Annotated in this window: 25 protein-coding genes and 1 tRNA gene; 19 read left to right on the top strand and 7 right to left on the bottom strand. The window is 44.3% G+C overall.

Features of this window, described 5'->3' with window-relative positions; genetic code table 11:
- Position 1 precedes the first annotated feature (1 nt).
- The 6 genes from ispH to xseA are packed head-to-tail and all read right to left on the bottom strand — an operon-like array spanning position 2 to position 6,898.
- Positions 2-1,756, bottom strand: coding sequence for a 4-hydroxy-3-methylbut-2-enyl diphosphate reductase (gene ispH / locus N2317_01270; protein MCX7816127.1), 1,755 nt, complete (start codon positions 1,754-1,756; stop codon positions 2-4).
- Positions 1,746-2,498 carry a TlyA family RNA methyltransferase gene (locus N2317_01275; GenBank protein ID MCX7816128.1) on the bottom strand — a complete coding sequence of 251 codons (753 nt, stop codon included), beginning with the start codon at positions 2,496-2,498 and terminating at the stop codon, positions 1,746-1,748. Before N2317_01275 ends, ispH begins: the two co-directional genes overlap by 11 nt.
- Positions 2,498-4,381 (bottom strand): 1-deoxy-D-xylulose-5-phosphate synthase, encoded by a 1,884-nt coding sequence (gene dxs, locus N2317_01280; GenBank protein MCX7816129.1) that lies wholly within the window; start codon positions 4,379-4,381, stop codon positions 2,498-2,500. Before dxs ends, N2317_01275 begins: the two co-directional genes overlap by 1 nt.
- 2 nt (positions 4,382-4,383) lie before the next feature.
- A complete protein-coding gene (locus N2317_01285; protein ID MCX7816130.1) occupies positions 4,384-5,286 on the bottom strand; it encodes a polyprenyl synthetase family protein in 903 nt (300 codons plus the stop codon).
- Positions 5,270-5,518 carry an exodeoxyribonuclease VII small subunit gene (locus N2317_01290; GenBank protein ID MCX7816131.1) on the bottom strand — a complete coding sequence of 83 codons (249 nt, stop codon included), beginning with the start codon at positions 5,516-5,518 and terminating at the stop codon, positions 5,270-5,272. Before N2317_01290 ends, N2317_01285 begins: the two co-directional genes overlap by 17 nt.
- Positions 5,519-5,530: 12 nt before the next feature.
- A complete protein-coding gene (xseA, locus tag N2317_01295; protein MCX7816132.1) occupies positions 5,531-6,898 on the bottom strand; it encodes an exodeoxyribonuclease VII large subunit in 1,368 nt (455 codons plus the stop codon).
- Positions 6,899-6,995: 97 nt separating this feature from the next.
- Between xseA and N2317_01300 the strand changes: the two genes are divergently transcribed.
- The gene (locus N2317_01300; GenBank protein ID MCX7816133.1) at positions 6,996-8,015 is read left to right on the top strand and encodes a deoxyhypusine synthase; all 1,020 of its coding nucleotides are present in this window, start codon (positions 6,996-6,998) and stop codon (positions 8,013-8,015) included.
- Positions 8,016-8,050: 35 nt separating this feature from the next.
- On the opposite strand, the gene N2317_01305 is transcribed toward N2317_01300, so the two are convergent.
- Positions 8,051-8,126, bottom strand: a tRNA-Ala gene (locus tag N2317_01305).
- Positions 8,127-8,258: 132 nt separating this feature from the next.
- Between N2317_01305 and N2317_01310 the strand changes: the two genes are divergently transcribed.
- From N2317_01310 to dnaN, 18 genes are all read left to right on the top strand, one after another.
- Positions 8,259-9,341 (top strand): type IV pilus twitching motility protein PilT, encoded by a 1,083-nt coding sequence (locus N2317_01310; GenBank protein ID MCX7816134.1) that lies wholly within the window; start codon positions 8,259-8,261, stop codon positions 9,339-9,341.
- 12 nt (positions 9,342-9,353) lie between these two features.
- Positions 9,354-10,541, top strand: coding sequence for a PilT/PilU family type 4a pilus ATPase (locus N2317_01315; GenBank protein MCX7816135.1), 1,188 nt, complete (start codon positions 9,354-9,356; stop codon positions 10,539-10,541).
- A 6-nt stretch (positions 10,542-10,547) separates the two neighbouring features.
- A complete protein-coding gene (locus N2317_01320; protein ID MCX7816136.1) occupies positions 10,548-11,063 on the top strand; it encodes a hypothetical protein in 516 nt (171 codons plus the stop codon).
- Between the two features lie 20 nt (positions 11,064-11,083).
- Positions 11,084-12,364 carry a phosphopyruvate hydratase gene (eno, locus tag N2317_01325; protein MCX7816137.1) on the top strand — a complete coding sequence of 427 codons (1,281 nt, stop codon included), beginning with the start codon at positions 11,084-11,086 and terminating at the stop codon, positions 12,362-12,364.
- Positions 12,365-12,386: 22 nt separating this feature from the next.
- On the top strand, positions 12,387-12,698 hold the full coding sequence (locus tag N2317_01330) for a hypothetical protein (protein MCX7816138.1): 312 nt from the start codon (positions 12,387-12,389) through the stop codon (positions 12,696-12,698).
- Between the two features lie 11 nt (positions 12,699-12,709).
- Entirely contained in the window at positions 12,710-13,495 is a 786-nt protein-coding gene (locus tag N2317_01335; GenBank protein ID MCX7816139.1) for a sugar phosphate isomerase/epimerase, read from the top strand.
- Positions 13,483-14,019: a bifunctional adenosylcobinamide kinase/adenosylcobinamide-phosphate guanylyltransferase gene (cobU, locus tag N2317_01340; protein MCX7816140.1), complete on the top strand. Its 537-nt coding sequence runs from the start codon at positions 13,483-13,485 to the stop codon at positions 14,017-14,019. Before N2317_01335 ends, cobU begins: the two co-directional genes overlap by 13 nt.
- Positions 14,020-14,038: 19 nt before the next feature.
- Positions 14,039-15,097 (top strand): nicotinate-nucleotide--dimethylbenzimidazole phosphoribosyltransferase, encoded by a 1,059-nt coding sequence (gene cobT, locus N2317_01345; protein ID MCX7816141.1) that lies wholly within the window; start codon positions 14,039-14,041, stop codon positions 15,095-15,097.
- Positions 15,094-15,915, top strand: coding sequence for an adenosylcobinamide-GDP ribazoletransferase (gene cobS, locus N2317_01350; protein MCX7816142.1), 822 nt, complete (start codon positions 15,094-15,096; stop codon positions 15,913-15,915). The genes cobT and cobS overlap by 4 nt, the downstream gene beginning before the upstream one ends.
- Before the next feature lie 22 nt (positions 15,916-15,937).
- Positions 15,938-17,095 (top strand): iron-containing alcohol dehydrogenase, encoded by a 1,158-nt coding sequence (locus tag N2317_01355; GenBank protein ID MCX7816143.1) that lies wholly within the window; start codon positions 15,938-15,940, stop codon positions 17,093-17,095.
- A gap of 53 nt (positions 17,096-17,148) precedes the next feature.
- The gene (locus N2317_01360; protein ID MCX7816144.1) at positions 17,149-18,351 is read left to right on the top strand and encodes a DegT/DnrJ/EryC1/StrS family aminotransferase; all 1,203 of its coding nucleotides are present in this window, start codon (positions 17,149-17,151) and stop codon (positions 18,349-18,351) included.
- Between the two features lie 5 nt (positions 18,352-18,356).
- Entirely contained in the window at positions 18,357-19,328 is a 972-nt protein-coding gene (gene rfaD / locus N2317_01365; protein ID MCX7816145.1) for an ADP-glyceromanno-heptose 6-epimerase, read from the top strand.
- Positions 19,329-19,334: 6 nt separating this feature from the next.
- Positions 19,335-20,072, top strand: a complete 738-nt coding sequence (kdsB, locus tag N2317_01370; GenBank protein ID MCX7816146.1) for a 3-deoxy-manno-octulosonate cytidylyltransferase — start codon at positions 19,335-19,337, stop codon at positions 20,070-20,072.
- Positions 20,069-20,761 carry a 16S rRNA (guanine(527)-N(7))-methyltransferase RsmG gene (rsmG, locus tag N2317_01375; GenBank protein ID MCX7816147.1) on the top strand — a complete coding sequence of 231 codons (693 nt, stop codon included), beginning with the start codon at positions 20,069-20,071 and terminating at the stop codon, positions 20,759-20,761. The genes kdsB and rsmG overlap by 4 nt, the downstream gene beginning before the upstream one ends.
- Before the next feature lie 108 nt (positions 20,762-20,869).
- A complete protein-coding gene (locus N2317_01380; protein MCX7816148.1) occupies positions 20,870-21,646 on the top strand; it encodes an AAA family ATPase in 777 nt (258 codons plus the stop codon).
- Entirely contained in the window at positions 21,643-22,503 is an 861-nt protein-coding gene (locus tag N2317_01385) for a ParB/RepB/Spo0J family partition protein (GenBank protein ID MCX7816149.1), read from the top strand. The genes N2317_01380 and N2317_01385 overlap by 4 nt, the downstream gene beginning before the upstream one ends.
- A gap of 36 nt (positions 22,504-22,539) precedes the next feature.
- Positions 22,540-23,904 (top strand): chromosomal replication initiator protein DnaA, encoded by a 1,365-nt coding sequence (gene dnaA, locus N2317_01390; GenBank protein ID MCX7816150.1) that lies wholly within the window; start codon positions 22,540-22,542, stop codon positions 23,902-23,904.
- A 136-nt stretch (positions 23,905-24,040) separates the two neighbouring features.
- Positions 24,041-25,162, top strand: coding sequence for a DNA polymerase III subunit beta (dnaN, locus tag N2317_01395; protein MCX7816151.1), 1,122 nt, complete (start codon positions 24,041-24,043; stop codon positions 25,160-25,162).
- The last annotated feature ends 33 nt before the right edge of the window (positions 25,163-25,195 follow it).

Raw genomic sequence — 25,195 nt, forward strand, 5'->3', positions numbered from 1 at the left:
TTTACCCTCCTTTAACATAACCCTCCATGAGAGCCCACAGACCCGTAAAAAAACCCGTTAAAATGTATCCCGTCTCCAAAAGGCCATTGACCGTCAAACTAAAGAAGGTGCGTTTTTTAGCACAAAAAAAGAAACAAATCCATAAATAAAAAAAAACCAAACTGGCCACACCAAGCATCATGACTTTTGCCAACCCAGAACACACCCCTATTGTAAATAAACCCAGCAAAAAAAATGTCAGTCCCTGTATCAGTTTTTTCGCTCTGTAAGATCCTAAAATCACAGGGATCGTTTCTCTACCCATGAATTTATCATTCTGCAAATCTAAGATATCTGTCATTGTGAAACGTATAAAAACAAGTCCCGAAAGGAAAAGAAAAGTGAAAATCATAGAAGCCGTCCATGTGGGACCATTCTGCCACTGCGGTACTACAGTGGTCACAATACCCCAGGCAGTAGCTAAACACACATTTTTTGATCCAGGAATCTCTCTAATACTGCGAAATCGCAAACCTTTTGGAAATAAAGGGATGTTGTAAAGGACACTGAGACAGAGCATTGTAGATATGAGTGCAAGAACCCACAAACCACTCAGATATGCGAACACAAGAGAAAACACCGACGCCAATATTGCCAGAGCCAAATACAATGATTGGTAACGGGCAACGGACTGTTCTCTGAACGAACCTACAACAACTCCTGTTCTATAATTTACAATCCTGTTCAGGGTATGCGTGGCAAAAACGAAAAAAGAAGCCGTTAGTATTGATAAACTATGTATAGGTATACCCTGCATTAAAGCAGCAGCAAAGCTAAGTACCCCTGCTCCTATCGCTGCATATATATCCGTAACAATCGCTCCGGTCCATAGCTTATGAATCCATGGAAATCTCCCTTTCTTTAACCTTTGAACGTTCGTAACTCTTTCAACAACTCTGTCAATAATCCAATTCGGCGTGGACGCACCCGCAGATATTCCAATATTCTCAAAACGACTTATGGCTTCCTCATCTAGTTCCTCAGGCGACTCAACGTGAAATGTAAGTGCCCCGTGAGACGCTGCAAGGGCTGCTAATCTTCTTGTATTGGCACTGTTTTTCCCTCCCACTATCACCATTGCATCCATCTTTTGGGCCAGATCCCTTACCTCACGTTGTCTCTTCTCTGTAGAATCGCATATAGTATTGTAAATAAGTGCATCCGGAAAGCGCCGCTTTACTCTTTCAGCAATCAAACTGAACAGCTCCCCATCCTGAGTGGTTTGAGCAACAACGCAGACCTTGGGTAAATCTCCAAGTATATCTATATTTTTTGGGTCATTCACCACAATGCCCTTACCCTCAGCAAATCCCAAAAGACCATTCACTTCCGGGTGATCCCTGTCCCCGACGATCATGATCCAGTAACCCTTCTCGACGTGTTTTTTTATGATGTTTTGAACCTTACTAACACGTGGGCATGTGGCATCTATAATCCGAAATCCTTTATCCAGTATCCTTTTTCTTTCCTCCGGTGAAATTCCGTGCGCCCTTATTATTACAAGAGCCTTTCCATTTACGCTTTCAAGCTCATCCAGGGATGTTATGGGTATTATGCCCCTTTTCCTTAGGAGATTCACCGTCTGTGGGTTATGTATAAGGGGACCGTAGGTAAATACCCGTTCCCCGCTCTTCTTCAAAGCAACAGCAAGGACAATGTCAACTGCTCTTTTTACACCCATACAGAACCCAGCTGTCTCCGCCAGCTTAACACCCATCCTTCAAGTCCCTTTTCTCGAAAAGAAGAAAAAACTCCTGGTTACCCGCTGGGCCCTTAATCGGTGAAGGGCAACTCCCCAAACACAAAAGACCAAGTTTGCCACAAAAAACAATCATATCGTTCAAAACTTCCTGCAATAGAGCGGGATCTCTAACAACTCCCCCCTTGCCCACCTTTCCCTTTCCAACCTCGAACTGAGGTTTCACAAGGGCAAGGATCTTGGTTCCTCCACCAATAAAACGACATATGGAGGGAATCACAAGCTTTAAAGAGATGAAAGAAACGTCAATTGTCACAAGATCTAGAGGTTCCTCAATATCTCTTCCATCGTAAAACCTAATATTTATCCTGTCCAAAACAACAACACGAGGGTCTATCCTCAAAGACCAGGCAAGCTGACCATAACCCACATCCAAGGCATACACCTTTCTTGCACCCGCCCTGAGTAAACAGTCGGTGAAACCACCTGTAGATGCGCCTACATCAAGTACCACCCACCCATCAATCTCGAGATTGAACGACTCCAAGGCCCCTTTTAATTTCAAACCACCCCTGCTCACGTAAACATTTTCCTTCCCAAAAATACGCACTGGAGCATCCACTGAAACCAGGACACCTGCCTTATCCATACGTTGCTCTCCAACAAACACACAACCGGCAAGAATCAAAGCTCGGGCCTTCTCCCTGCTAGAAACCAACTTCCTCTCTACCAATAACCTGTCAAGACGGATCTTCTCCATTATCGACTTACAATAAGACGAACAGCATTAGCTATGCCATTTTCATCCAAACCGTAGGCGCTCCGCAGTTCCTTCTGCGTAGCATGCTCCACAAAGCAGTCGGGAATGCCGATCCGTAAAACCCTGCAATCGAAAATACCCTTTTCTGCCAGCAGTTCCAAAAGGGCACTTCCAAAACCACCCATCAAGGTATTTTCCTCCACGGTTACAATTTTTTTCGTCTTTTCAGCAATCTGACAGATAAGGTTCTCATCCAGGGGTTTAACAAAACGGGCATTCACTACACAGACAGACAAACCCTCCTTCTCAAGTACCTCAGCGGCAAGTAGAGCTGGTTGTACTGTGCTCCCTATAGCAAGAATAGCAGCATCATTTCCTTCCCGAAGGACTTCTCCTTTACCGATGGGCAAAATATCCAGTTCATCGTCCATGGGTACGCCCACAGCCTTCCCTCTTGGGTACCTCACAGCCACCGGGCCATGGTACTCCACCGCGGTTTTCAGCATGTGCCGAAGTTCATTTTCGTCTTTGGGTGACATAACAACCATATTTGGTATACTCCTTAGGTATGTAAGATCAAACAACCCCTGATGCGTAGCTCCGTCCTCACCAACAAACCCGGCCCTATCTATGACAAAAACCACGTGAAGTTCCTGAAGGCAAACATCATGAATGATAGAATCGTAGGCCCTTTGTAAAAACGTGGAGTATACTGCCACAATGGGAATATAACCACCCGCCGCCAACCCGGCGGCGAAAGTAACACTGTGCTGCTCAGCTATTCCAACGTCAAAAAATCTATCAGGAAACTCGTGTGCAAAGGAATTGAGCCCTGTGCCATCACACATTGCCGCTGTTATGGCAACTATGCGCCTGTTTTCTCTAGCGAGATGCACAATGGTACTTCCGAAAACCTCCGTATAGGTCGGAACGTTAATATCGTTCTCTTGAACAACAGGTTCTCCCGTTTCAACATCGAATGGCCCTGTGCTGTGGTACTTCCTTGGTTGCTCCTCAGCATAACGGTACCCTTTACCCTTTTTTGTAAGAACATGGAGAAGCACAGGACCTGTGAGCTCTTTGATGTTTGACATTGTATCGATCAGATAGTCCAGTCTATGCCCCTGTATGGGTCCCACATAGGTAAATCCCAAATCCTCAAAAAGGGCCCCGGGTAAAATCAACGCTTTCAACGTCTCTTCCAACTGGCGGGAAAATCGAATCATGTACTCACCGATAGAAGGAATATTCCGGAAGAGAGACTTGATCTCCGCCTTCAATTTCCTCATTGCATGACCTGTCATGATCCTGTTTAGATATGCTGAAAGTGCTCCCACATTCTGCGATATGGACATTTCGTTGTCATTTAAGATTATGATGATATCCTCTTTTCTGTACCCCGCCCAATTGAGTCCCTCAAAAGCCAAACCGGCTGTCAAGGAGCCATCCCCAATAATAACTACAATCTTGTGACTATCCCCTGAGAGACGCCTAGCCTCCGCCATACCCGTAGCCACAGAAATGGAATTACCACTGTGTCCCATATCAAACGTGTCATAGATGCTCTCCCTCTTCTTTGGAAAACCACACACTCCTCCTCGCTGCCGCAGAGTGCAAAAACGATCCCTCCGTCCAGTGATTATCTTATGAGCATAACTCTGATGCCCAACATCCCAAAGGACCTTGTCTCTTGGGGTATCAAAAACCTTATGGACAGCCAGCGTAAGCTCCACCACTCCCAAGGATGATGCTAAATGGCCTCCCGTAGCGGAGACAGTCTTTAAGATAAAATGTCTCACTTCTTCCGCGAGCTGATTCAATTCACGAAGATCAAGACCTCTAATATCTGCAGGGTCATTTACCATTTCCAATATCGAGGCCATTTTCAGTAACACCTTTCCATGACAAAAAAAGCAATCGCCCTCAGTATATCCGCTTGAGCGTCCATATTTTCAAGGGATACCAACGCCCTTTCCACACTCACCCGCAGACATTTATTCGCCTCTTCCAGTCCCAAGATTGAAGGATAGGTTGCCTTTCCCAAACGTGCATCGCTTCCTGTTCCTTTACCCATAGTGGAACTATCCCCTGTAACGTTCAGTATATCGTCGGCAATCTGGAAAGCCAAACCTAAATGTTCACCGTAGGATGAGAGACTGTCAATAACCAACTCATCAACATCGTAAAAAAGGGCCCCCGCTAGAAGAGAAGCACGTATAAGAGCACCTGTTTTTCGTTTATGCATATCCTTAAGGGTCGCCTCATCAATACGCTTTCCCGTGGATAAAACATCTATGGTCTGCCCACCAACCATACCCTGATGACCTGCAGCACTAGAGATCTCCTTTATGATACGAAGCATGTTTTCTGGACGTGTTGCCCCAAAACAAGAGGATAGTAAATTGAAAGCCAAGGTTAGAAGGGCATCTCCTGCAAGAATTGCCACTGCCTCACCAAAGACACGATGATTAGTGGGCATTCCCCTCCGGAAATCATCGTTATCCATGGAGGGTAGGTCATCATGAATAAGGGAATAGGTGTGTATGCATTCTAAAGCGCACGCTACAGGTAACACCTCCTCGCCCCTGCCACCCACTACCTCTGCAGAAGCTATGCACAGTATGGGCCTCAACCTCTTCCCCCCTGCAAACATACTGTAGCGCATTGCTCTGGAAAGAACAGTGGGATCCATATCCTCGGGAGGAAGGATCTTATCGAGAGCTTCGTCTATCATCCCCTTCTTTTCGGAGAAATAAGACGAAATATCTATGTTAACCCTCTTTTTCACTCTCTTCCTCTCCACCAGTCAAAGGCACAGTGAATATCTCACCGCTCTCACTGCTTATAAGCATATCAATGCGCTTCTGGGCATCTTCGAGTTTTTTAGCACAGAAGCGAGCCAGTTTTATCCCTTCTTCAAAAGCCTTAAGAGATTCTTCCAAGGTCATTTCTCCCCTCTCCAACCGGTGCACTATCTCTTCCAAACGACTCAATGCATCTTCAAATTTTTCCTTGGCCATATACTACCTCAATCATTGGTCAGGATATACACAAGTCACACCCGCATCAAATTTGCCTCTCGCAACACTTACAGTGATCTCGTCTCCTGCTTGTAACAAGGCCGCATCCTTTACAATCATTCCTTCAGGTAATTTGAACACAACCGCATAGCCTCTATCCAGCACTCCCAGAGGACTCAGGGCATTTAACTTAGCCATTGTTGTACAAAAAATACTCTTTTTTTCCTCAACAAACCTCTGAATTTGCATTTCCAATGCGCTCTTCAATGCCGCAGCCTTGAGTGCCTTCTTTTGAACATAATAAATAGGGTTATTTTTAGCCAGAATACTTTCTGCACTGTGTATAAGTTTACGGTATTCAGACATTCTGTTTAACATCGTTCCCAACAAACGTTCTCTTTTCGCCTCCAGATCCAGACGAAAAGGTATGAGGATCCGTTCCGCTACTGTGAGGCGTCTCTGAACATCCTTCACCCGCTTTTCTGTAGCCTGCATAAACCTCCGCTGACTCTGGAGGAGACGCCAGTAAAGACTCGCTGTGTTCTCCAGCAGTGCTGCGCGATCGGGAAAAACTAGCTCCGCCGCAGCCGAGGGGGTCGGCACTCTTAGATCGGCTACGAAATCCGCGATTGTGAAATCCGTTTCGTGACCAATAGCAGAAACAACCGGTATACTAGAATCAAAAATAGCCCGAGCAACCATCTCTGTATTAAAAGGATAGAGATCTTCAAGGGATCCGCCTCCCCGGGCCATGATTATAACATCAACTAGTTTAGTCCTGTTGAAATCCCTCAGGGCCTTAACTATCTCCAGTGGAGACTCCTCCCCTTGAACCCGCACCGGTGCAATCAATATGGGAATGGAGGGGAAACGTCGGGCAGCAATATTCAATATATCCCTTATAACTGCCCCTGTAGGAGATGTAATAATTCCCACTGCTTCCGGCAGAAACGGGATCTTTTTCTTATGCACTGGATCAAAAAGTCCTTCCTTCCTCAATTTTTCCTTGAGCTGTTCAAAAGCCTTCTGAAGTGCACCTATACCCCTCAGTTCAATCCTATCCACAATCAGTTGATACTCGCCTCGGGGAGCGTAAACAGATAGGCGGCATCTGCACAACACATGCATCCCCTCTTTCAATTCCAAATCTCCTACACCCCTAAACAACAAGCTCTTTAGTGTCCTGTACTGGAAACACACAGCCCTAATCTGACTCTGCTCATCCTTCAGGGTAAAGTAAAGATGTCCCGATGAGGGCAAACGCACATTAGAGATCTCTCCCTCCACCCAAAGGAGATCGAAACAGTCTTCCAGGAGATTTTTGATTCTCTCATTAAGCTCGGTTACAGTCCAGATCTCCATAATAAAGGGGCGTATCAAAATTCCTCTATCATTTCAAGCATGTTTAAAACCTCTAGTTGACAAGATACTACATTATGTACTAAACAGACAACGACTTTACTCGTAAGAGGTATTCGTGAATAAAAGGGATCTGCTTAACAAACCGGTACAACACGTAGATATAACAACGTACGACGCTACACCTATAGTGGAAGCGATGAGACACATGTCTTTCACTGCCCGAGATGTCGCCGAAGCCACCGACATTTACGAACGAATGCTGAATGACCCAGAATGCGTAATCATACTGACACTCGCAGGTAGTACTTCAGCCGCAGGGTGCATGAAGATATATGCGGACATGATCAAATACAAAATGGTAGACGTAGTAGTAGCAACGGGAGCGTCCATTGTAGACATGGATTTCTTTGAAGCTCTCGGGTTTCGCCACTACCAGGGAACACCTCATGCAAACGATAGACTGTTACGATCTCTCTATATAGACCGCATCTACGATACTTACATAGATGAGGAAGAACTCCAGATCTGCGACCACACTGTTTGCAAAATAGCCGACAGCCTTCCACCCGGTGTATATTCCTCCAGAGAATTCATCAGAGAGATGGGGAGATATCTTAAAGATCACGCTCAAAAAAAGGGATCCCTCGTGGAATTGGCGTATGACTATGATGTCCCTATCTTCTGCCCAGCATTATCCGACAGCAGTGCTGGTNTTGGTCTTGTCCTCCACCAGGTTAAAAATCCAAACGCGCATGTGTCTATAGATTCCGTAAAGGATTTCAGAGAGTTAACTCAGATTAAAATCGAAGCGCGCACTACAGGTCTATTTATGATAGGCGGGGGTGTCCCCAAAAACTTCGCCCAGGATACAGTTATATGCGCCGAAATACTCGGAAAGGATGTCCCCATGCATAAGTACGCCATTCAGATAACGGTAGCAGACGTGAGAGACGGAGGCTGTTCTGGATCCACACTGAAGGAGGCAACGTCGTGGGGCAAAGTTGAAGGATCATTTGAGAAGATGGTTTACGCTGAAGCTACATCTGTCCTCCCCCTAATTGTAAGTTATCTGTACCATAGAGGTAGCTGGAAAAAAAGGAAGAGATTGAGACTTGCAAACCTATTCACCACATAAAAAAACACCGCTATCAGCGGTGTAACCTTTAGTCTTGGTGGAGATGAGGGGGATCGAACCCCTAACCTCCGCATTGCGAACGCGGCGCTCTCCCATTTGAGCTACATCCCCGTGACTTTCCATGTAACCTATTTCCTCCTTTCGTGTCAAGATACTTCTTGTCCTTCTCCTTGACATTCCCCTTCAATATGGCCTATAAACTTTCACTAATTTCACAGTCAGTTACACAAACGGAGGTGGGGGATGGCTAAAATAGATGCCTTTTTCCAGTTAATGCACGAAGAGGGAGCATCTGACCTCCACCTGGTCAGCGGTCAACAGCCTGCTATGAGAATCAGGGGAGAGATCGAGAGGATCAAGTACAACGTTCTGGAAAACGATGAACTCAAAGCAATGCTCTATGAAATTACACCGGAGCACAAAATCAAACAATTCGAGGAAACAGGAGATGTGGATTTTGCTTATGAAATACCTGGTTTGGGAAGATACCGCGCAAACTTCTTTATGCAGAAATGGGGGTGTGCTGCTGTATTCCGTGTAATCCCGAGTGAAATACTCACTGTTGAGCAACTCGGCCTACCCCCTGTAGTAGCTCGACTCGCCTCCTTACCCAGGGGACTCGTTCTTGTAACGGGACCTACAGGCAGTGGAAAATCCACCACCCTTGCTGCCATAATTGACGAGGCAAATCGAACACGTAAGGATCACATTATAACCATTGAAGACCCCATTGAATTTGTTCATCATAGTAAATCCTGCATTGTAAATCATAGGGAGGTAGGGCTACATACCAAGAGTTTTTCCGCGGCTTTGAGGGGCGCTTTGAGAGAAGACCCAGATATTATTCTGGTTGGAGAAATGAGAGATTTAGAAACCATAAGACTGGCTGTAGAGGCGGCATCTACTGGACACCTCGTGTTCAGTACGTTACATACCACAAGTGCTGCTAAAACGGTGGACAGAATAATTGAAGTGTTCCCCGCTAATGAACAGGCCCAGATCCGTTCGACTCTGGCTGACGGAATACGTGCTGTAATTTCCCAGGTGCTCTTCCGAAGGATAGACAAAAAGGGGCGCTGTGCAGCGTTGGAAATCTTGATTGCCACCCCCGCAGTTCGTAGTCTTATCCGTGAGGCAAAAACCCATCAGATTCCCTCGATGATTCAGACAGGCAAAAAGTACGGTATGCAGCTTTTGGATGACGCTATATATGATCTTCTGATGAAAGGTTGGATAAGTGCTGACGAGGCATACGCCAAAGCCAATGACAAAAATCGCTTCCGCCAGTTCCTGAAAGCACCGCCCACAGACTTCACAGAAGCATAACGGAGGGATTCCATGAGAATCCAAGAAATAGACTACATTCTTAACAAAATGTTGGATGCGTACGACGATGTGTCTGATTTGAATATTACGGTTGGGAAACCCTTTCAGGTAGAATCGGCAGGGGAGCTCAAAGAGGTAATCATGGATCCACCCTTCGCTAAGTTAACTCCGTTTCAGACAGAGATATTCGCCCTTAATCTCATAAATCAGGATCGCCGATTGATCGAAACACTACTGAGAGAGGGTTCCTGCGATACTTCCTACGAACTGCCAGGAAAAGCGAGGTTTCGGGTCAATATCTTTTCCCAACGTGGCAACTATTCCATAGTGTTGAGGAAATTACCGACAAAAATACCTACGTGTGCCGAGCTTAATCTCCCTGAGGCTTTCTACAGAATGGCCGAAGAAAAAAACGGAATAATTCTTGTCACCGGTGCGACGGGTAGCGGTAAGTCTACCTCATTGGCTGCTATCCTGAACGAAATTAATGAAAAAAAAGCCGTCCATATTATAACTCTTGAGGATCCTGTGGAGTTTTCCCATCCCCACAAAAAAGCCACTTTCAATCAGCGAGAACTGGGAAAAGACTTCGACACGTTCGCCAACGGTTTAAGGGCCGCTCTCCGACAGTCACCTAAGGTAATACTCGTAGGTGAGATGAGGGATAGAGAAACAGTGGAAATAGGCCTTTCCGCCGCGGAAACTGGACATCTCGTCCTGAGCACACTGCATACCGTGGATGCGGGTCAAACGATAAACCGCATACTGGGCATGTTCCCCCCTGAGGAGGAGAAACAGATTCGCGTTCGATTAGCCGACACGATACGCTGGGTAGTTTGTCAGCGTCTCTTACCCAAGGTGGGAGGGGGAAGAGTGGCGGCTTTTGAAATCATGGGAATGAACATCCGCGTAAAGGATACAATACTCAATGGTGAGTCGGAAGGAAAAACCTTCTACGAAATTATGCAGGCCAGTCGTGCATTTGGTATGATGACATTCGACGATTCCATCCTCGAATTGTACGAAAAAGGTCTCATAACTGAAGAGACTGCACGGGCATACGCCTCCAACAAAAGCGTTGTGGGTAGAGGGATCGATGCCATTAAAAGTGCGGCAGGGAAAGCGACAACCGACATTGGCAAGCTCACTATCGACAGAGACTACGGAAAACCAGGGAGAGCCGGATTTGAAAGGAGATGATAACTTATGGAGAATAGCGAAGATATCCTCACTGAAGTGACGAGAAGTGTGTATGACGCAGAGGACATACCCTTTGAATTCCTGGAAGAAGGAGTAGAAACCGCCCTCATATGTGTTTCAGAACCATCCCAAAGGGTACAAATATCGAACGTTCTTAAAGAAATGGGATACAGAGTATATGAAGCACTTAACACTCGAGATGCTTTGAAGAAAACCCGTTTTCACACTTACGACCTCGTTATCATAGATGAAAAATTCGATTCAAAAGACCAAGATACTAATGAACTTCACACATATTTCAGCTTTCTCCCCATGAGCACAAGAAGAAAGATGTTCGTTGTGCTCATATCAGATAGTTTCCGCACCATGGACAACATGGCGGCTTTCAACAGAAGTGTTAATCTCATCGTAAACAGAAAAAATATTCAGGATTTCGCAGCGATCCTAAAAAAAGCAACAGCGGACCACCATGCTTTTTACCATGTATTTAATGATACCCTGAAAAAAATAGGGAAGTTTTGAATATTTAAAGGAGAATTACAATGCAACGAAAGATCAAATCCATCCATGCCATGGAGATACTCGATTCCCGGGGAAACCCCACTATTAAGACAACCGTAGTACTGGACAACGGTATAATGGCTTCAGCGTCAGCGCCTTCCGGAGCCTCCACAGGAGAACATGAAGCTGTGGAGCTCAGAGATGGAGGAAGAACACGCTATTTTGGGAAAGGTGTTCTGAAAGCAGTGGCTCAGGTAAACGAAGTGATTGCGCCTATCCTCATTGACATGGACCCCACAAAGCAAGCTGAGATTGACCGCCTCATGATCCGTCTTGATGGAACTCCCGGAAAGAGTAAATTAGGAGCAAACGCCATCGTTAGTGTTTCTATGGCGGTAGCTCGCGCTGCTGCCCTCGCAGCTGACATACCCCTTTACGCCTATATGGGTGGTTTTGGTGCCTTACGTCTGCCCGTTCCTATGATGAACATCCTAAACGGTGGAATGCATGCGAATAACAATCTGGATTTTCAAGAATTTATGGTCATGCCCATAGGGGCTCCAACATACGCCGAGGCGCTACGCTACGGTGTGGAAACATTTCACACTCTGAAAAAGATTCTAAGCGAAAAGGGATATGTCACTTCCGTTGGTGACGAAGGTGGGTTTGCCCCCAACTTAAAGAGCAACGAGGAGGCATGTGAGCTATTGATTATGGCGATTGAAAAGGCAGGGTACAAACCAGGTGAAGACATAGCCATTGCCTTAGACGTCGCGGCCAGCTCTTTCTACAAAAAGGGCGTTTACCATCTATCCCGTTCAGGTCAGGGTAAGAAAAGTACAGACGAAATGATTGCCCTGTATGAAAAATGGATCCATAAGTATCCCATTGTTTCTATCGAAGACGGTTTGTCTGAGAAGGACTGGAAAGGTTTCAAAAAGATGACATCCATCCTCGGCAAAAAAGTCCAAATAGTAGGAGATGATCTATTCGTAACAAATCCAAAATTCATAGAACGGGGTATTGAGGAAAAAACTGCAAATGCAGTTCTCATAAAATTCAATCAAATAGGAACTGTGACAGAAACAATGGAAGCCATCAACCTATGTCATCGGTCTGGTTGGAACTACATCATATCGCACAGATCCGGGGAAACAGAGGATACATTCCTGGCAGACTTTGCCGTTGCTATGGGAAGCGGTCAGATAAAAGCAGGTTCACCCTGTCGGGGTGAACGGACAGCTAAGTACAACCGTCTTTTAGAGATCGAAACGGAACTAGGGAGGGCAGCAAAATTTTGTAACCCTTTTAAGAAGGAATGATTTAGACAATCGGAGGGGTCCGATGAAAATCAACATGCCCATAAAGTTCCATGGAAATTACGTGGTTATAATCAAAACGGGAGACAAGGAAGACAGGGAGAGGTGTCAAAAACTCACAGTGAGGGAGCTTACAGCTGAAGAAATAGAATTAGCCTATCGCGATGCGCCACAGGGAGAAAGACCAACCCATCAGGTAACATTTTACGACTTCGGCTGCAAACGAATCATCGAAGGTACAATAAAAGACAACACAGAAGATAGATTGTCCTTTGTGGTCAAAGACAAAGAGTATATATTCACACCGTTTGTTCCTCGGTCGCAGAAAACATCGTAGTTTTTTAAATAATGAAACTTCCCCGTCTGAAAGGAAAACTGCCATTTCGCATAGGAACAACCTCTTACATAATACCAGCGGATGTGGCCGCAAATATATGTCTTCTGGGATCCTTTGTAGATGAAATAGAACTGGTTCTATACGAAGGATTTCTCCCCTCAAGGGAGGAAGTACTCCTATGGGGATCTTTGAAAAGAGAATACAATCTTCAAATTAACGTACATCTGCCCATGGCCATTCCCCTTGGCGATCCTGATTTCAAACTGCGTCGGAAAGGTTGCGACAAGATGCTTCAGTTTATGGAACGCCTAAATCCTCTTGAACCCACAACCTATATCCTCCATCTCGAACAAAATGGAAATAGAGACACAGGCAATGAGATTCGAAATGAGTGGATAAACTGTCTCAGAGACTCACTCAACGTATTGAGAGAAAGAGGTATGAACCCTGATAAATGTGCCGTGGAAAATCTGAACTACCCTTTAAGCTGGATTGAAGACCTTATAAACGATTTTCATCTAAAAGTCTGTTTGGACACGGGGCATCTTCTCTTGCAGGGTGCAAATCTCCACTACCACTTTGAAAAATACAGGGATAAAATAATTATGATTCACCTCCACGGGTTGTCCGGTGGCTTGGACCACAGCTCCATAACGGATGTTTCAGAAACAGCATGGAAAGATATATGCGGTTTCTTAGAAAACTATTTTTACGGTGTCTCTTTAGAGGTGTTTTCCCTAGAGGATCTTAGATCATCCTTAGAGAAACTGAAGAGAGCTTTTCCATGGGTAGAATAACGCTAGTTACGGGTGGTAGTAGAAGTGGTAAAAGTTCCTTTGCACAAAAACTGGCAGAAGAAACGTCCGAGGAGAGATTTTATATAGCCACGGCACCAGTTACGGACCATGAAATGGCCAACCGTATAGAACTTCACAAAAAAGAGAGACTGGCTGGCAATTGGCAAACCATTGAAGAAGAACTTCGCCTAAAAGATGCGTTGCAGAGCATACCAGAAAATGCCGTTGTGATAATTGACTGTCTAACACTTTGGGTTAATAATCTCCTCTACGATGCGGGGAAAAGAGGAGTAACCCTTACAGAGGAAGACATAAGCGAAAAATGCCACTCTCTGAGCACGACAGCGAAAAAAAGAACAGGGGATGTTATTTTCGTAACCAACGAGGTGGGAATGGGTATAGTACCTGAAAATGAAATCGCAAGAAGATTCCGCGATCTGACAGGGCGTTGCAATCAGGTAGTAGCGAAGACAGCGGATCATGTGATCCTTATGGTGTGCGGGATTCCCACCACCATAAAATGATGAATGGACTTTTCGGAGAATGTTGTTGTTGGAAGATACTGTAAACCGAATAACCCCACAGGATGGCCAGATTCGGCAACTTGCTACAAAAAAATTGGAGCAACTCACAATGCCGTACTGGGCCTTAGGACGCCTAATGGATCTAGCTGTGGAACTGGCTGGTATCACAGGTCGAATTCCCCCTCCCGTAAAGAGAAAAACCGTGATAGTAATGGCAGCAGATCATGGGGTTGTGTGGCGTGGTGTAAGTAAGTACCCTCAGGCAGTCACACTGCAGATGTTGCACAATTTTGTAAATGGGCGGGCGGCGATAAACGCAATCGCAAAGGTAGTGGGTGCCCGTGTTGTTGTGGTAGATATGGGAGTTGCCGGAGATACAGATGAACTCATTAGATCAGGCAAAATTATAGATGGCAAGATCGCCCCAGGGACAGCAGACATGTGCACAGGACCAGCCATGACAAGGAATGAGGCCGTTCGGAGCATTGAAGCGGGAATCCGAGTAGTCCATGAATTGAACAACACAACTGACGTTTTTGCTACAGGAGAAATGGGTATCGGCAATACCACATCAAGCAGCGCTATCATCGCTGTGTTCACTCGATCACCTGTTGAAACCGTAACAGGCCGAGGAACCGGTCTGGACGATAGAGAATTGGCCTACAAAGTATCCATCATTAAAAAGATCATCGAAATAAACGAACCGGATCCGAAAGATCCCATAAGTGTACTTGCCCGTGTAGGTGGTTTTGAAATAGGTGGGATAGTTGGTCTTATCTTGGGAGCTGCTTCCCTTAAAAAACCTGTTCTAGTTGACGGTTTCATATCAACGGCTGCAGCCATCATTGCCTCCCACTTAGCACCGCTATGCAGATACTACATGATTGCATCACACCGTAGCGAAGAAAAAGGGCATCAGATTGCCCTTGACTATTTAGGTTTGAAACCTCTAATCAATCTGAACATGCGTTTGGGAGAAGGTACAGGGGCAGCTCTCACTATGCCATTTCTCGACGCTGCGTCTGCCCTTTTCACTGATGTAGCAACATTTGAGGAAGCAAAAGTCTCCAAATCGTGACTATTAAATCATTTCTGGCAACCATCCAGTTCCTCACAGTTTTGCCTCTACCCCGATACCTCAGACAAGAGCCCCAAATGCTCGCAGGTTCGCAGGTTCATTTTCCCATGGTGGGAATGATCATAGGAATTATTGTGGCCACTATAGATACCTGCCTACAAAACACCCTCCCCATCCAAACACGCTCAGTAATGGTAGTTATCCTCTTCGCAGTAATTACAGGCGGGCTCCACTTGGATGGACTTGCAGACACAGCTGACGGACTTTTCAGCCTCCGGAATAATAGAGAAAAAGTCCTCGAAATAATGCGGGACAGTCGCCTTGGAGCAATGGGAGCAATTACACTGGTCCTCATCCTGGGTCTTAAGATGGCATCGTTATCGGAAGTACCCGCCAATTTAAGACAAGCAATCATCATCCTTGCACCCACTGCGGGAAGAACAGCCATAACATGTACCCTCACATTTATGCCGTACGCCCGCTCTGAAGAAAGCATAGTGTTAACCTTCCTAAAGAGGCGTTCTCCATGGCACGCACTCTGGGGTATTGGTTTTCTCTTGGCCTTATCAGTTCTACAATTCAAAGCGCATGGTGTTATTATATGTGTAATATCCCTATGTGTTGCCTTGATGTTCGCAATCTGGATTAAAGCAAAATTAGGGGGGTTCACAGGAGACACTCTGGGGGCCCTTTCGGAAGTTTCAGAGACTGCAGTTATCGTTATGGGCACACTGCTATCAGGAAATCCTAGTCTAAACTTACTCCCTTTTTCTTATTTTTGCTTGGACAACCCAGCTTTGATCGTGCTATGGTCGTAAAGATCAAAGGAGAAAGTTTAAAATGATACAGCCTTTTACGTTCACGGGAGCAAAAAAAATTATTTTTGGTGCGGGGAAACTCAATGACTTACCCCTTTGCCTTGAAGAGCTAAACTCTTCCCGTCCCTTCATAGTTATAGACCCTGCCATTTGCGCCATTGGGATAAAAGAAAAGATCCAAGATATTTTTAGTGCCACTGGTAAAAATGTTCTCTTTTTTGAAGACGTAGCTCCTGAACCAACAGTAGCAAAGACTGATGAAGCTGCTAAAATCGCCGCTGAAGCAAATATCGACGCTGTGGTTGGTATTGGCGGAGGTAGTGCCATGGACATGGCAAAGGCTATAGCTGTTCTTTTACCTCATAAAGCTAAATCAGAAGAATTCTTAGGCATGGACAAGGTTCCGGGACCGGGTTTACCCACAGTAATGGTGCCCACCACGGCGGGAACGGGAAGTGAAGTCACATTCACAGCAGTATTTCTTATCCCAGAGCTGAAAAAAAAAGCTGGTATCAATAGCCCCTATCTGTATCCCCACATTGCGTTGTTAGATCCCACATTAACTCTCACCTTACCACCTATAATAACGGCAACCACAGGTATTGACGCCCTATCGCATGCGATAGAATCATACACATCCATAAATGCATCACCCATGAGCGAACTGTTCTCCCTCAAAGCCATCGAATTAATATCACAAAACCTCCGTACAGCAGTCCACAATGGTAGCAATATAGAAGCGCGGTCGCGTATGCTACTCGGAAGTTTGTACGCTGGTTTGGGACTGGCGAATGCAGGAGTAACTGCTGTCCATGCCCTCTCCTATCCTCTAGGAGGTCGCTATGGGATATCTCATGGTTTGGCTAATACCCTCCTTTTGCCCCATGTAATGGCTTTCAATCTACCGGGGGCAATGGAAAAGTTCGCTCAAATTGCAACAGTAATGGGAGAAATCACGGATAACTTACCTATGAGAGAAGCAGCCCAACTTGCCGTAGAATCAATACAAAATCTAATTAAAGACTGCGGCTTAAACCTTACCCTGGAAGATCTTCAAATACCTGAGGAGGATTTTGAAGTCCTCGCAAAAGAAGCACTTACCGTAGCGAGACCACTTAGTAACAACCCACGGAAGGTAGACATAGAAGACGCAATAGATATCTATCGCGCCGCATGGTAAAATTCCAACCCACATAAAACATACATAAAGCTACCCTCAGGAGGTAAGAAAAAATGCCTGGAATGGAACTCATTGGCCAAGAAGAAATCAAAGAAATTATGGAAGTTATGGAAACGGGTGTACTTATGCGCTACGGTTTCGAGAAGGAGCGAAAAGGTATATTCAAGGTCCGACAGTTCGAGGAAGAATTCTGCCGCTATATGGGCTGCAAATATGCTTTAGGAGTCACATCTGGCACAGCAGCCTTAAAAGTTGCCCTCACTGCTCTAGATGTGGGACCCGGTGATGAGGTCATATGCCCTGCTTTTACCTTCGTGGCTACATATGAGGCGGTTCTCGAGGTAGGGGCTATTCCCGTGATGGCCGATATTGATGATACGCTGTGTCTCGACCCCGATGAGATCCTCCGGAAGATAACCCCTTACACAAAAGCCGTTATACCCGTCCACATGTGTGGCGCTTCTGCGGACATAAAGCGCATTGTGGACGTAGCAAAAAGACTGTACCTCTACGTGCTCGAGGACAATGCTCAGGCTGCGGGGGGGAGCTTCGAAGGCAAAAAATTGGGCACTTTTGGGGATATGGGAATTTTCAGTTTTGACTCATTCAAAACCATCACCACTGGTGAAGGGGGCATGGTCATTACAGACGACGAAACACTGTACAAAAGGGCAGACTGGTACCACGACCACGGCCATGACCATGATCCGCGGGTAAGTAGGGCCCAAGAAAAACACCCTATATTGGGATTCAACTTTAGAATGAACGAGCTGCAGGGTGCTCTAGGTCTCGCTCAGCTTAGAAAACTGGATACTATCATAGCTACACAGCGGCGCAACAAAGCCATCTTAAAGGAGATATTTTCAAATATAAAAGGAGTGGGCTTCCGTCGCCTCGCCGATCCTGAGGGAGATACTGCAACACATCTGGCATTCAATCTGCCTGACGCTACATCAGCGGAACGTCTACAAAGTACACTCAAAGAACACGGAGTAGAAACGATAATCTTCAAGAAAAACAACTGGCATTACGTTCCAAACTGGGATCATCTACTTTCGTGGGCAACTGCAAATTCCAAAAAATACCCCTTTACAGATCCTTCCTATCGCGGTCGAGTGGAGTACAGCATAAGGGACATTCCTAAAGCAGAAGATCTTCTCGGTAGAACACTGTTTCTCCCCATTCCTTTAAAACTCACTGAAGAAAGAATCGAACAGATACAAAAAGCAGTAAACAAAGCATCTTTGGAGATCTAACGGATATGATTGTCGTAACAGGGGGGGCAGGTTTTATCGGCAGTGCTTTACTGTGGAAACTGAATAGTGAAGGCATTGAGAACATCATTATAATAGATCGCCTCGGCACTTCAGAAAAGTGGAAAAACATCGTCAAACGTCGCTTCGTTGACTACATTCACAAAGACGATTTCATACGCATGATATACAACGACCAGGTTCCATTCACCGTCAGAGCCATCGTGCATCTGGGAGCCTGCTCATCTACGACAGAAAGAGATGCAGACTACCTCTGGCGGAACAATTATCTGTACTCTTGCCGTATATGCGAGTGGGCGGTCCAAAACGGCATACCATTTATATATGCTAGTTCTGCCGCGACATACGGCGATGGTACCTTTGGATTCTCTGACGATGATAACATAACAATACAACTCAAACCCGTGAACATGTACGGATACTCAAAACAACTCTTCGATCTCTGGATCCTAAAGCGAAGCCTGCAAAATTTCGTAGTTGGACTAAAGTTCTTCAACGTATTTGGCCCCAATGAATACCACAAGGGCGAAATGCGTTCCATGGTCCATAAGGCATTCGAACAAATAACAAAAGAAGGGAAGGTTCGCCTCTTTAAATCCTACAGGGTGGGATACGGCAACGGTGAACAAAAGAGGGATTTTATTTACGTAAAGGACTGCGTGGAGGTCATATGGTGGTTTTTGCAAAACAGGGAGATTAAAGGCATCTTTAACGTTGGAACAGGAAAGGCAAGAACATGGAACGACCTGGCAAAAGCGGTGTTCAGCAGTATGGGTTTGCCTGTGAACATCGAATACATAGATATGCCTCCCGCTTTGGAAAAACAGTATCAGTACTTCACAGAAGCAAATATGAGCAAGCTTATAAATGCCGGATTTCACATAAACTTCCACAGTTTGGAAGACGCCATAAATGACTACGTAAAGGGTTACCTAATGGGCAATGATCCCTATCTGTGAGGGAAAATGAAAAAAGTCGCTGTAATACCTTCCCGTTTGGCATCTACCCGATTTCCCGGTAAACCCCTTGCTCTGTTAAAAGGGAAACCTATAATACAACATGTGTACGAGAGGGCCACAAGTTCACCACTTATAGATTACACAGTGGTAGCCACCGATAGCAAAGAGATCTTTGAAACGGTTAGGAGGTTCGGTGGAGAAGTGGTTATGACAGCAACCGATCATCGCTCCGGTACTGACAGAGTAAATGAAGCTGCCACCATACTTAATCTATCTGATTACGATATCGTAGTGAATATCCAGGGTGATCAACCAACGTTCGAACCAAAACATATAGAAGAAGTTGTGATGCCTCTTATGGAAGACGATAAGTTACTCATGACAACCCTAGTTTACAAGATCACAAACAAAGAAGATGTAGAAAACCCTAATATCGTTAAAGCGGTCCTTACAAACAGAAATTTTGCCCTGTACTTCAGTAGATCCCCTATACCGTACATCCGCGAAAAAAATCTCCCGTACAACTATTACAAACATCATGGAATCTACGCTTACAGGCGCTATTTTCTGAGAATCTTTTCAAATTTACCCACAGGTGTTTTAGAAAGACTAGAATCATTAGAACAGTTGAGAGCCCTTGAATACGGATATCCCATAAAAGTTGTAGAATCAGCGTATGACTCCATCGAGATTGACACTAAAGAAGACCTGGAAAGGCTAAGCTACATCCTAGAAAACTCGTGAACAAATTTAACGTTCCAAATAACTTAATGGAAAATACCCTTAACCGAGCATTCACCCATGCACTGAAAACAATTGACATAGAGATACAAAAAGAAGAACTTTCCCTTTTCGCGAAGTACTACGAGCTGCTCATAAAGTGGAACGAAAAAATGAACCTAATCTCATACAAAACACCCGACGAGATAATCCTTATTCATTTTGTTGATTGCATCATCCCTCTTACATACCTGGATCGCAAACCTCAAAAAATTTTAGACATAGGATCAGGCCAAGGTCTTCCTGCCATCCCAATGAAGATACTGCGTAAGAACTGGTCATTCACCCTACTTGAGTCCTCGAGAAAAAAGGTGTCTTTCCTGACGGAAGTAATAAGAATTTTGGATCTCAATGCCATTGTCGTAATCAGGGAAAGAGCAGAAACAATGTTAAAAGACCCGACCATGAAAGATCATTACGATGGCATTACCTCTCGGGCTACATTTAAACTCCCCCTATACGTTGGGATAGCCGAGTACTTTGTACGTAAAGGCGGGTGGATTTTGGCCATGAAGGGAAACCTAAAGGGTGATGAATTGGAAGAAACAAAAAAAACTCTAGAAAAAACAAATATTTACATAGAAAAAACCCTCACATACAACCACCCTGTGACTGGGTCAAACCGTGCACTGCTTTTATTAAAAAAGCAATAAAATCAACAATTTGTACACGTAAAAACTAGCAGATACATCTTCCAAAAATATACCTTTTATGATAGTGTCCCATAGGGTTAATTTTTAGCTGATAGAACTAAAGCAAGTATGAAGGGAACTATTGCTATAGCCAACCAGAAGGGCGGCGTGGGTAAAACAACAACAGCAATAAACTTGGCGGCTTGTATTGCATCTACTGAGAGGAAAACTCTACTCATAGATTGCGACGCCCAGGGTAATGCCACAACTGGTCTGGGTGTGGAGAAAAGCGTTGTTGAAAAAAAGAATCTTTACCACGCCCTTATAGGCGAGGCGTCACTGGAAGATGTTATTATACCTACATGTGTCCCACACCTCTCCCTCGTGCCGGCTGACAGGAACCTCATAGGAGTGGAAGTGGAATTCGTATCCCTGGAAGATAGAGAGTGTAAATTGAGAAAAATTTTACAAGATGTGATCTCTCTTTACGACTTTATCTTTATCGATTGTCCACCCTCATTGGGTTTTTTAACAGTAAATGCTCTGGTGGCAGCTGATCACTATATTGTACCTTTACAATGTGAGTATTTTGCAATGGAAGGTTTAGTTCATCTTCTGAACACAGTTAGACTGGTACGCACGCGTCTCAACCCTAAATTGAACCTAGCGGGAATTCTACTCACGATGTTCGACTCCCGGAACCTTCTATCGCATAAGGTTAGTACAGAAGTGCGCCGCTACTTTGGTGAGCAAGTATTCAAAACTGTGATACCGAGGAATGTAAGACTGTCGGAGTGCCCAAGTCACGGTTTACCGATCATACTCTACGATATCCGATCCCGGGGTGCTATTGCCTATATGGAACTCGCACAAGAAATACTAAGCAAAAACGGGAGGTTGAAATGAAATCCAGGGCGGCTCTTGGGAGAGGTTTAAGCGCCCTTTTTCCAGATTTAGAGAGAGATACTGTAATAAAAAACACCCCTATAATATGCGGTATCGAAGAACTAACCCCCAATCCCTTCCAATCTAGAAAGACCTTCCGCAAAAACGAGATTAGGGAACTCGCAGATTCAATTAGAAAAAACGGAATCATCCAGCCGATTGTTGTGCGGAAAAGGGAGAAGGGATACGAAATAATAGCAGGGGAAAGGAGATGGAGAGCAGCGCAGGAGGTAGGTTTAAAGGAAGTCCCTGTTATTATAAGAGAAGCTACGGATAGTGAAGTAGCTGTTCTCTCTCTAGTTGAGAATCTACAAAGGGAGGCCCTAAATCCCATTGAAGAAGCGGAGGCCCTACTGCAACTGCACAGGGTTTTTGGTTTATCACACGAGGAGATCGCCCAAATTGTAGGCAAAGATCGCTCAACAGTTGCCAACACGTTACGCCTTGTGAAACTACCTGAGGATGTAAAAAGCATCCTCTTGGAAGGAAAAATAACAAGTGGACATGCCCGAACAATCCTCTCCCTTGAAGATCCCAACGACCAAATTAATCTAGCCCATATGATCGTCGAACGATCCCTGAGTGTTAGGGAATGTGAGCGTCTAATACATGTATGGAAAAAAAAGAGAGAAAAAACTTCTAAAAAGAAAGACCCATATGATGATAATTTGGAAAAGAGACTATCGGAACATTTGAAAACAAGGGTAAAGGTTGTTAGAAAAAAAAGAGGAGGATGTATAGAGATCCTTTATTCATCGGAGGAAGATCTGATGCGTTTGGCAGACATACTCCTATTTCCAGAGACAAAAAAGAAATAGCTCCAAAGTAAAATTTATAAACAGTTGTTGAAAACTATGTTGACAAACAGTGGAGATCTGAATACAGTTTGGAACCAAGCTCTCGAAATTATTAAGGAAAATTTAAACAGTTCCAATTTTGAGACATGGATTAAACCTATACGCTGTATTTTCATAGGTGATGGTATAGCTCGACTTGCAGTACCTAATCGTTTTTTTAAGGATTGGATAGTTGACCACTATCTGTCCCTTATTCAGGATACACTCTGTGAGGTTATGGGGGAGGACATCTCTGTAATTTTGGAGATAGTACAGAGTGAAAATTACAAGAGAAACCTCAATTCCGAAGGTAAAGACAGAGATTTCTCAAGGTCGGAGAGAGTAAAGCGTCCATCCCACAATCTGAACTCTAATTACAGTTTTGAAAGGTTTGTCGTCGGCCCCTCAAACCAGTTTGCTCATGCGGCGGCGCTTGCCGTAGCAGAGAACCCAGCAAAAACGTACAATCCGCTTTTTATATACGGAGGTGTGGGTCTAGGTAAAACGCATCTCCTCAACGCCATTGGTTTGCGTGCACTTTCCCTCTATCCTGACTTCAATGTGGTATACATATCAGCCGAGGCGTTCATGAACGAAATGATTACCTGTATTAGATACGACAAAATGCAGCACTTCAGAGATAAGTACAGAAATATAGAATACTTACTTATCGACGATATTCAATTTATCGCTGGTAAAGAAAGAACGCAGGAAGAGTTCTTCCATACCTTTAACTCCCTTCACGATTCTGGGAAACAGATAGTGGTAACGTGTGATAAATTTCCAAAAGATATACCAAATCTTGAGAGTAGGCTGCGATCTCGCTTCGAGTGGGGTTTAATAGCTGACATTCAACCCCCAGAGACAGAAACGAAAATAGCCATCATCAAAAAAAAGGCCCAGGAAAATAACGTTGATATACCGGATAATGTGGCGTATTACATCGCCTCACACACAGAATCCAATATAAGGGAAATCGAAGGTTTCCTTTTGAGGATAATGGCTTATGCATCTTTAAAAAGGAGAGAAATCGATATTGACCTTGTTAAGGAAGTTCTCAAACACGTAATTCGTCACCACGTTAAAGAGGAAATCACTGTGGAAGAAATAGTACGAATTGTGGCTTCAAAAATGGGTGTGAGGTTAACCGACATCAGGTCACCAAAAAAGAACAAAAACATCGTGCTTTCTCGCCAGATCGCCATGTATCTCAGCCGAAAATTGACCGACGCTTCATTTCCAGATATCGGGGAAAAAATTGGAGGGAGAGACCACTCCACAGTAATTCATGCTTGTAATAAAGTGGAAAAGCTCATGGAAGAGGATATCAAAATAAGAAAAGTGGTTGGAGAACTAGAAGAAATAATAAAGAACAAAAAATAAGAAGTTATCAACATCAATTCTAACAATTGTTTTCCACACATGTGCTGGAATTCATAGTGTTTTTGGAAAATTTCACGAGTTATCCACAATCACTATTACTTTGACTAATACTTTATAACTATGGGAGGCCTTTTGTATGGAAGTATCTGTTAATAAAAACTTGTTTCAGGAAGCGGTGGGAAAAACTCTGGGAGTCGTTGAAAGAAAAACAACAATGCCTATTCTTAACAATATATTACTTCTGACAAATGATAATAATTTGCAGATAATTGCTACTGATAGAGAGATAACTTTGATTTCCACCTTAGAGGCAGAAATTCTAGAAAAGGGAAGTATAGCTGTTTCTGCTAGAAATCTGTACGGGATTTTTAGGGAAACACGGGAGGAGCAGGTAAACTTAAAAAGCGACGCTCAGTATCGATTGCGTGTGGATGCTGGAAAGACGATTTTTCGTTTAAATGGTTTATCCCCTGAAGATTTCCCTTCCGTTATTAGCGAAGGTGATGTCCCTACATATCCCTTTTCTACAGAAACCCTTAAAAAAATGATCAGAAAAACATTGTATGCTGTTGCTACAGAAGAATTCAGACCGGGCCTGAGAGGGGTCTATGTAGAAACAGAAAGTGATAATAATGATGAAATTCGGTTTAAGATGACTGCCACAGATGGACACAGATTGGCAATGGTTTACGCACCGCCGGATGAGGGTAGAGGTTTGGTGATTGAGAAAGGTGTTATCGTACCCCGGAAAGGGGTCTTGGAAATGAGGAAAATACTCGACTCTGCTGGTGATATGGTTTACATTGGAGTAAGTCGTTCAAATTTTGTTGTTCATGCTGGAAATAGTGTTCTAAGGTGTGGACTTCTTGAAGAGGATTTCCCTGATTACAGACGGGTCATTCCAAAAGATGAAGGTTATGTAGCTTTTGTAAATAGACAGGATTTTCAAGGTGCCTTGAGAAAGGTGAAAGTGATTACGGATAATCGGTTCACAGCGGTTACACTAAATTTAAAAAAGGGGAAGTTGTTGTTACATACCAGTAATCCTGATGTGGGTGATGTTACTGATGATGTTGAGGCTGAATATGATGGGGGTGATTTTCAGATTAGTTTTAACGTTGATTATCTTCTTCAGGCTGTGGAAGTTATGGATGGTGATGACCTTGTATTAGACTTCAGGGGTGGAATGAGACCTACTGTTTTAAAATCGAGGGATAGGGATGATTATATTACTGTTATCATGCCACTTAGAATGTAAGGGATGAGATGATGTCGGACAGTTTAGTGGAGA

Source organism: Syntrophales bacterium (assembly GCA_026417625.1).
Classification (GTDB): Bacteria; Desulfobacterota; Syntrophia; order Syntrophales; family UBA8958; genus JAOACW01.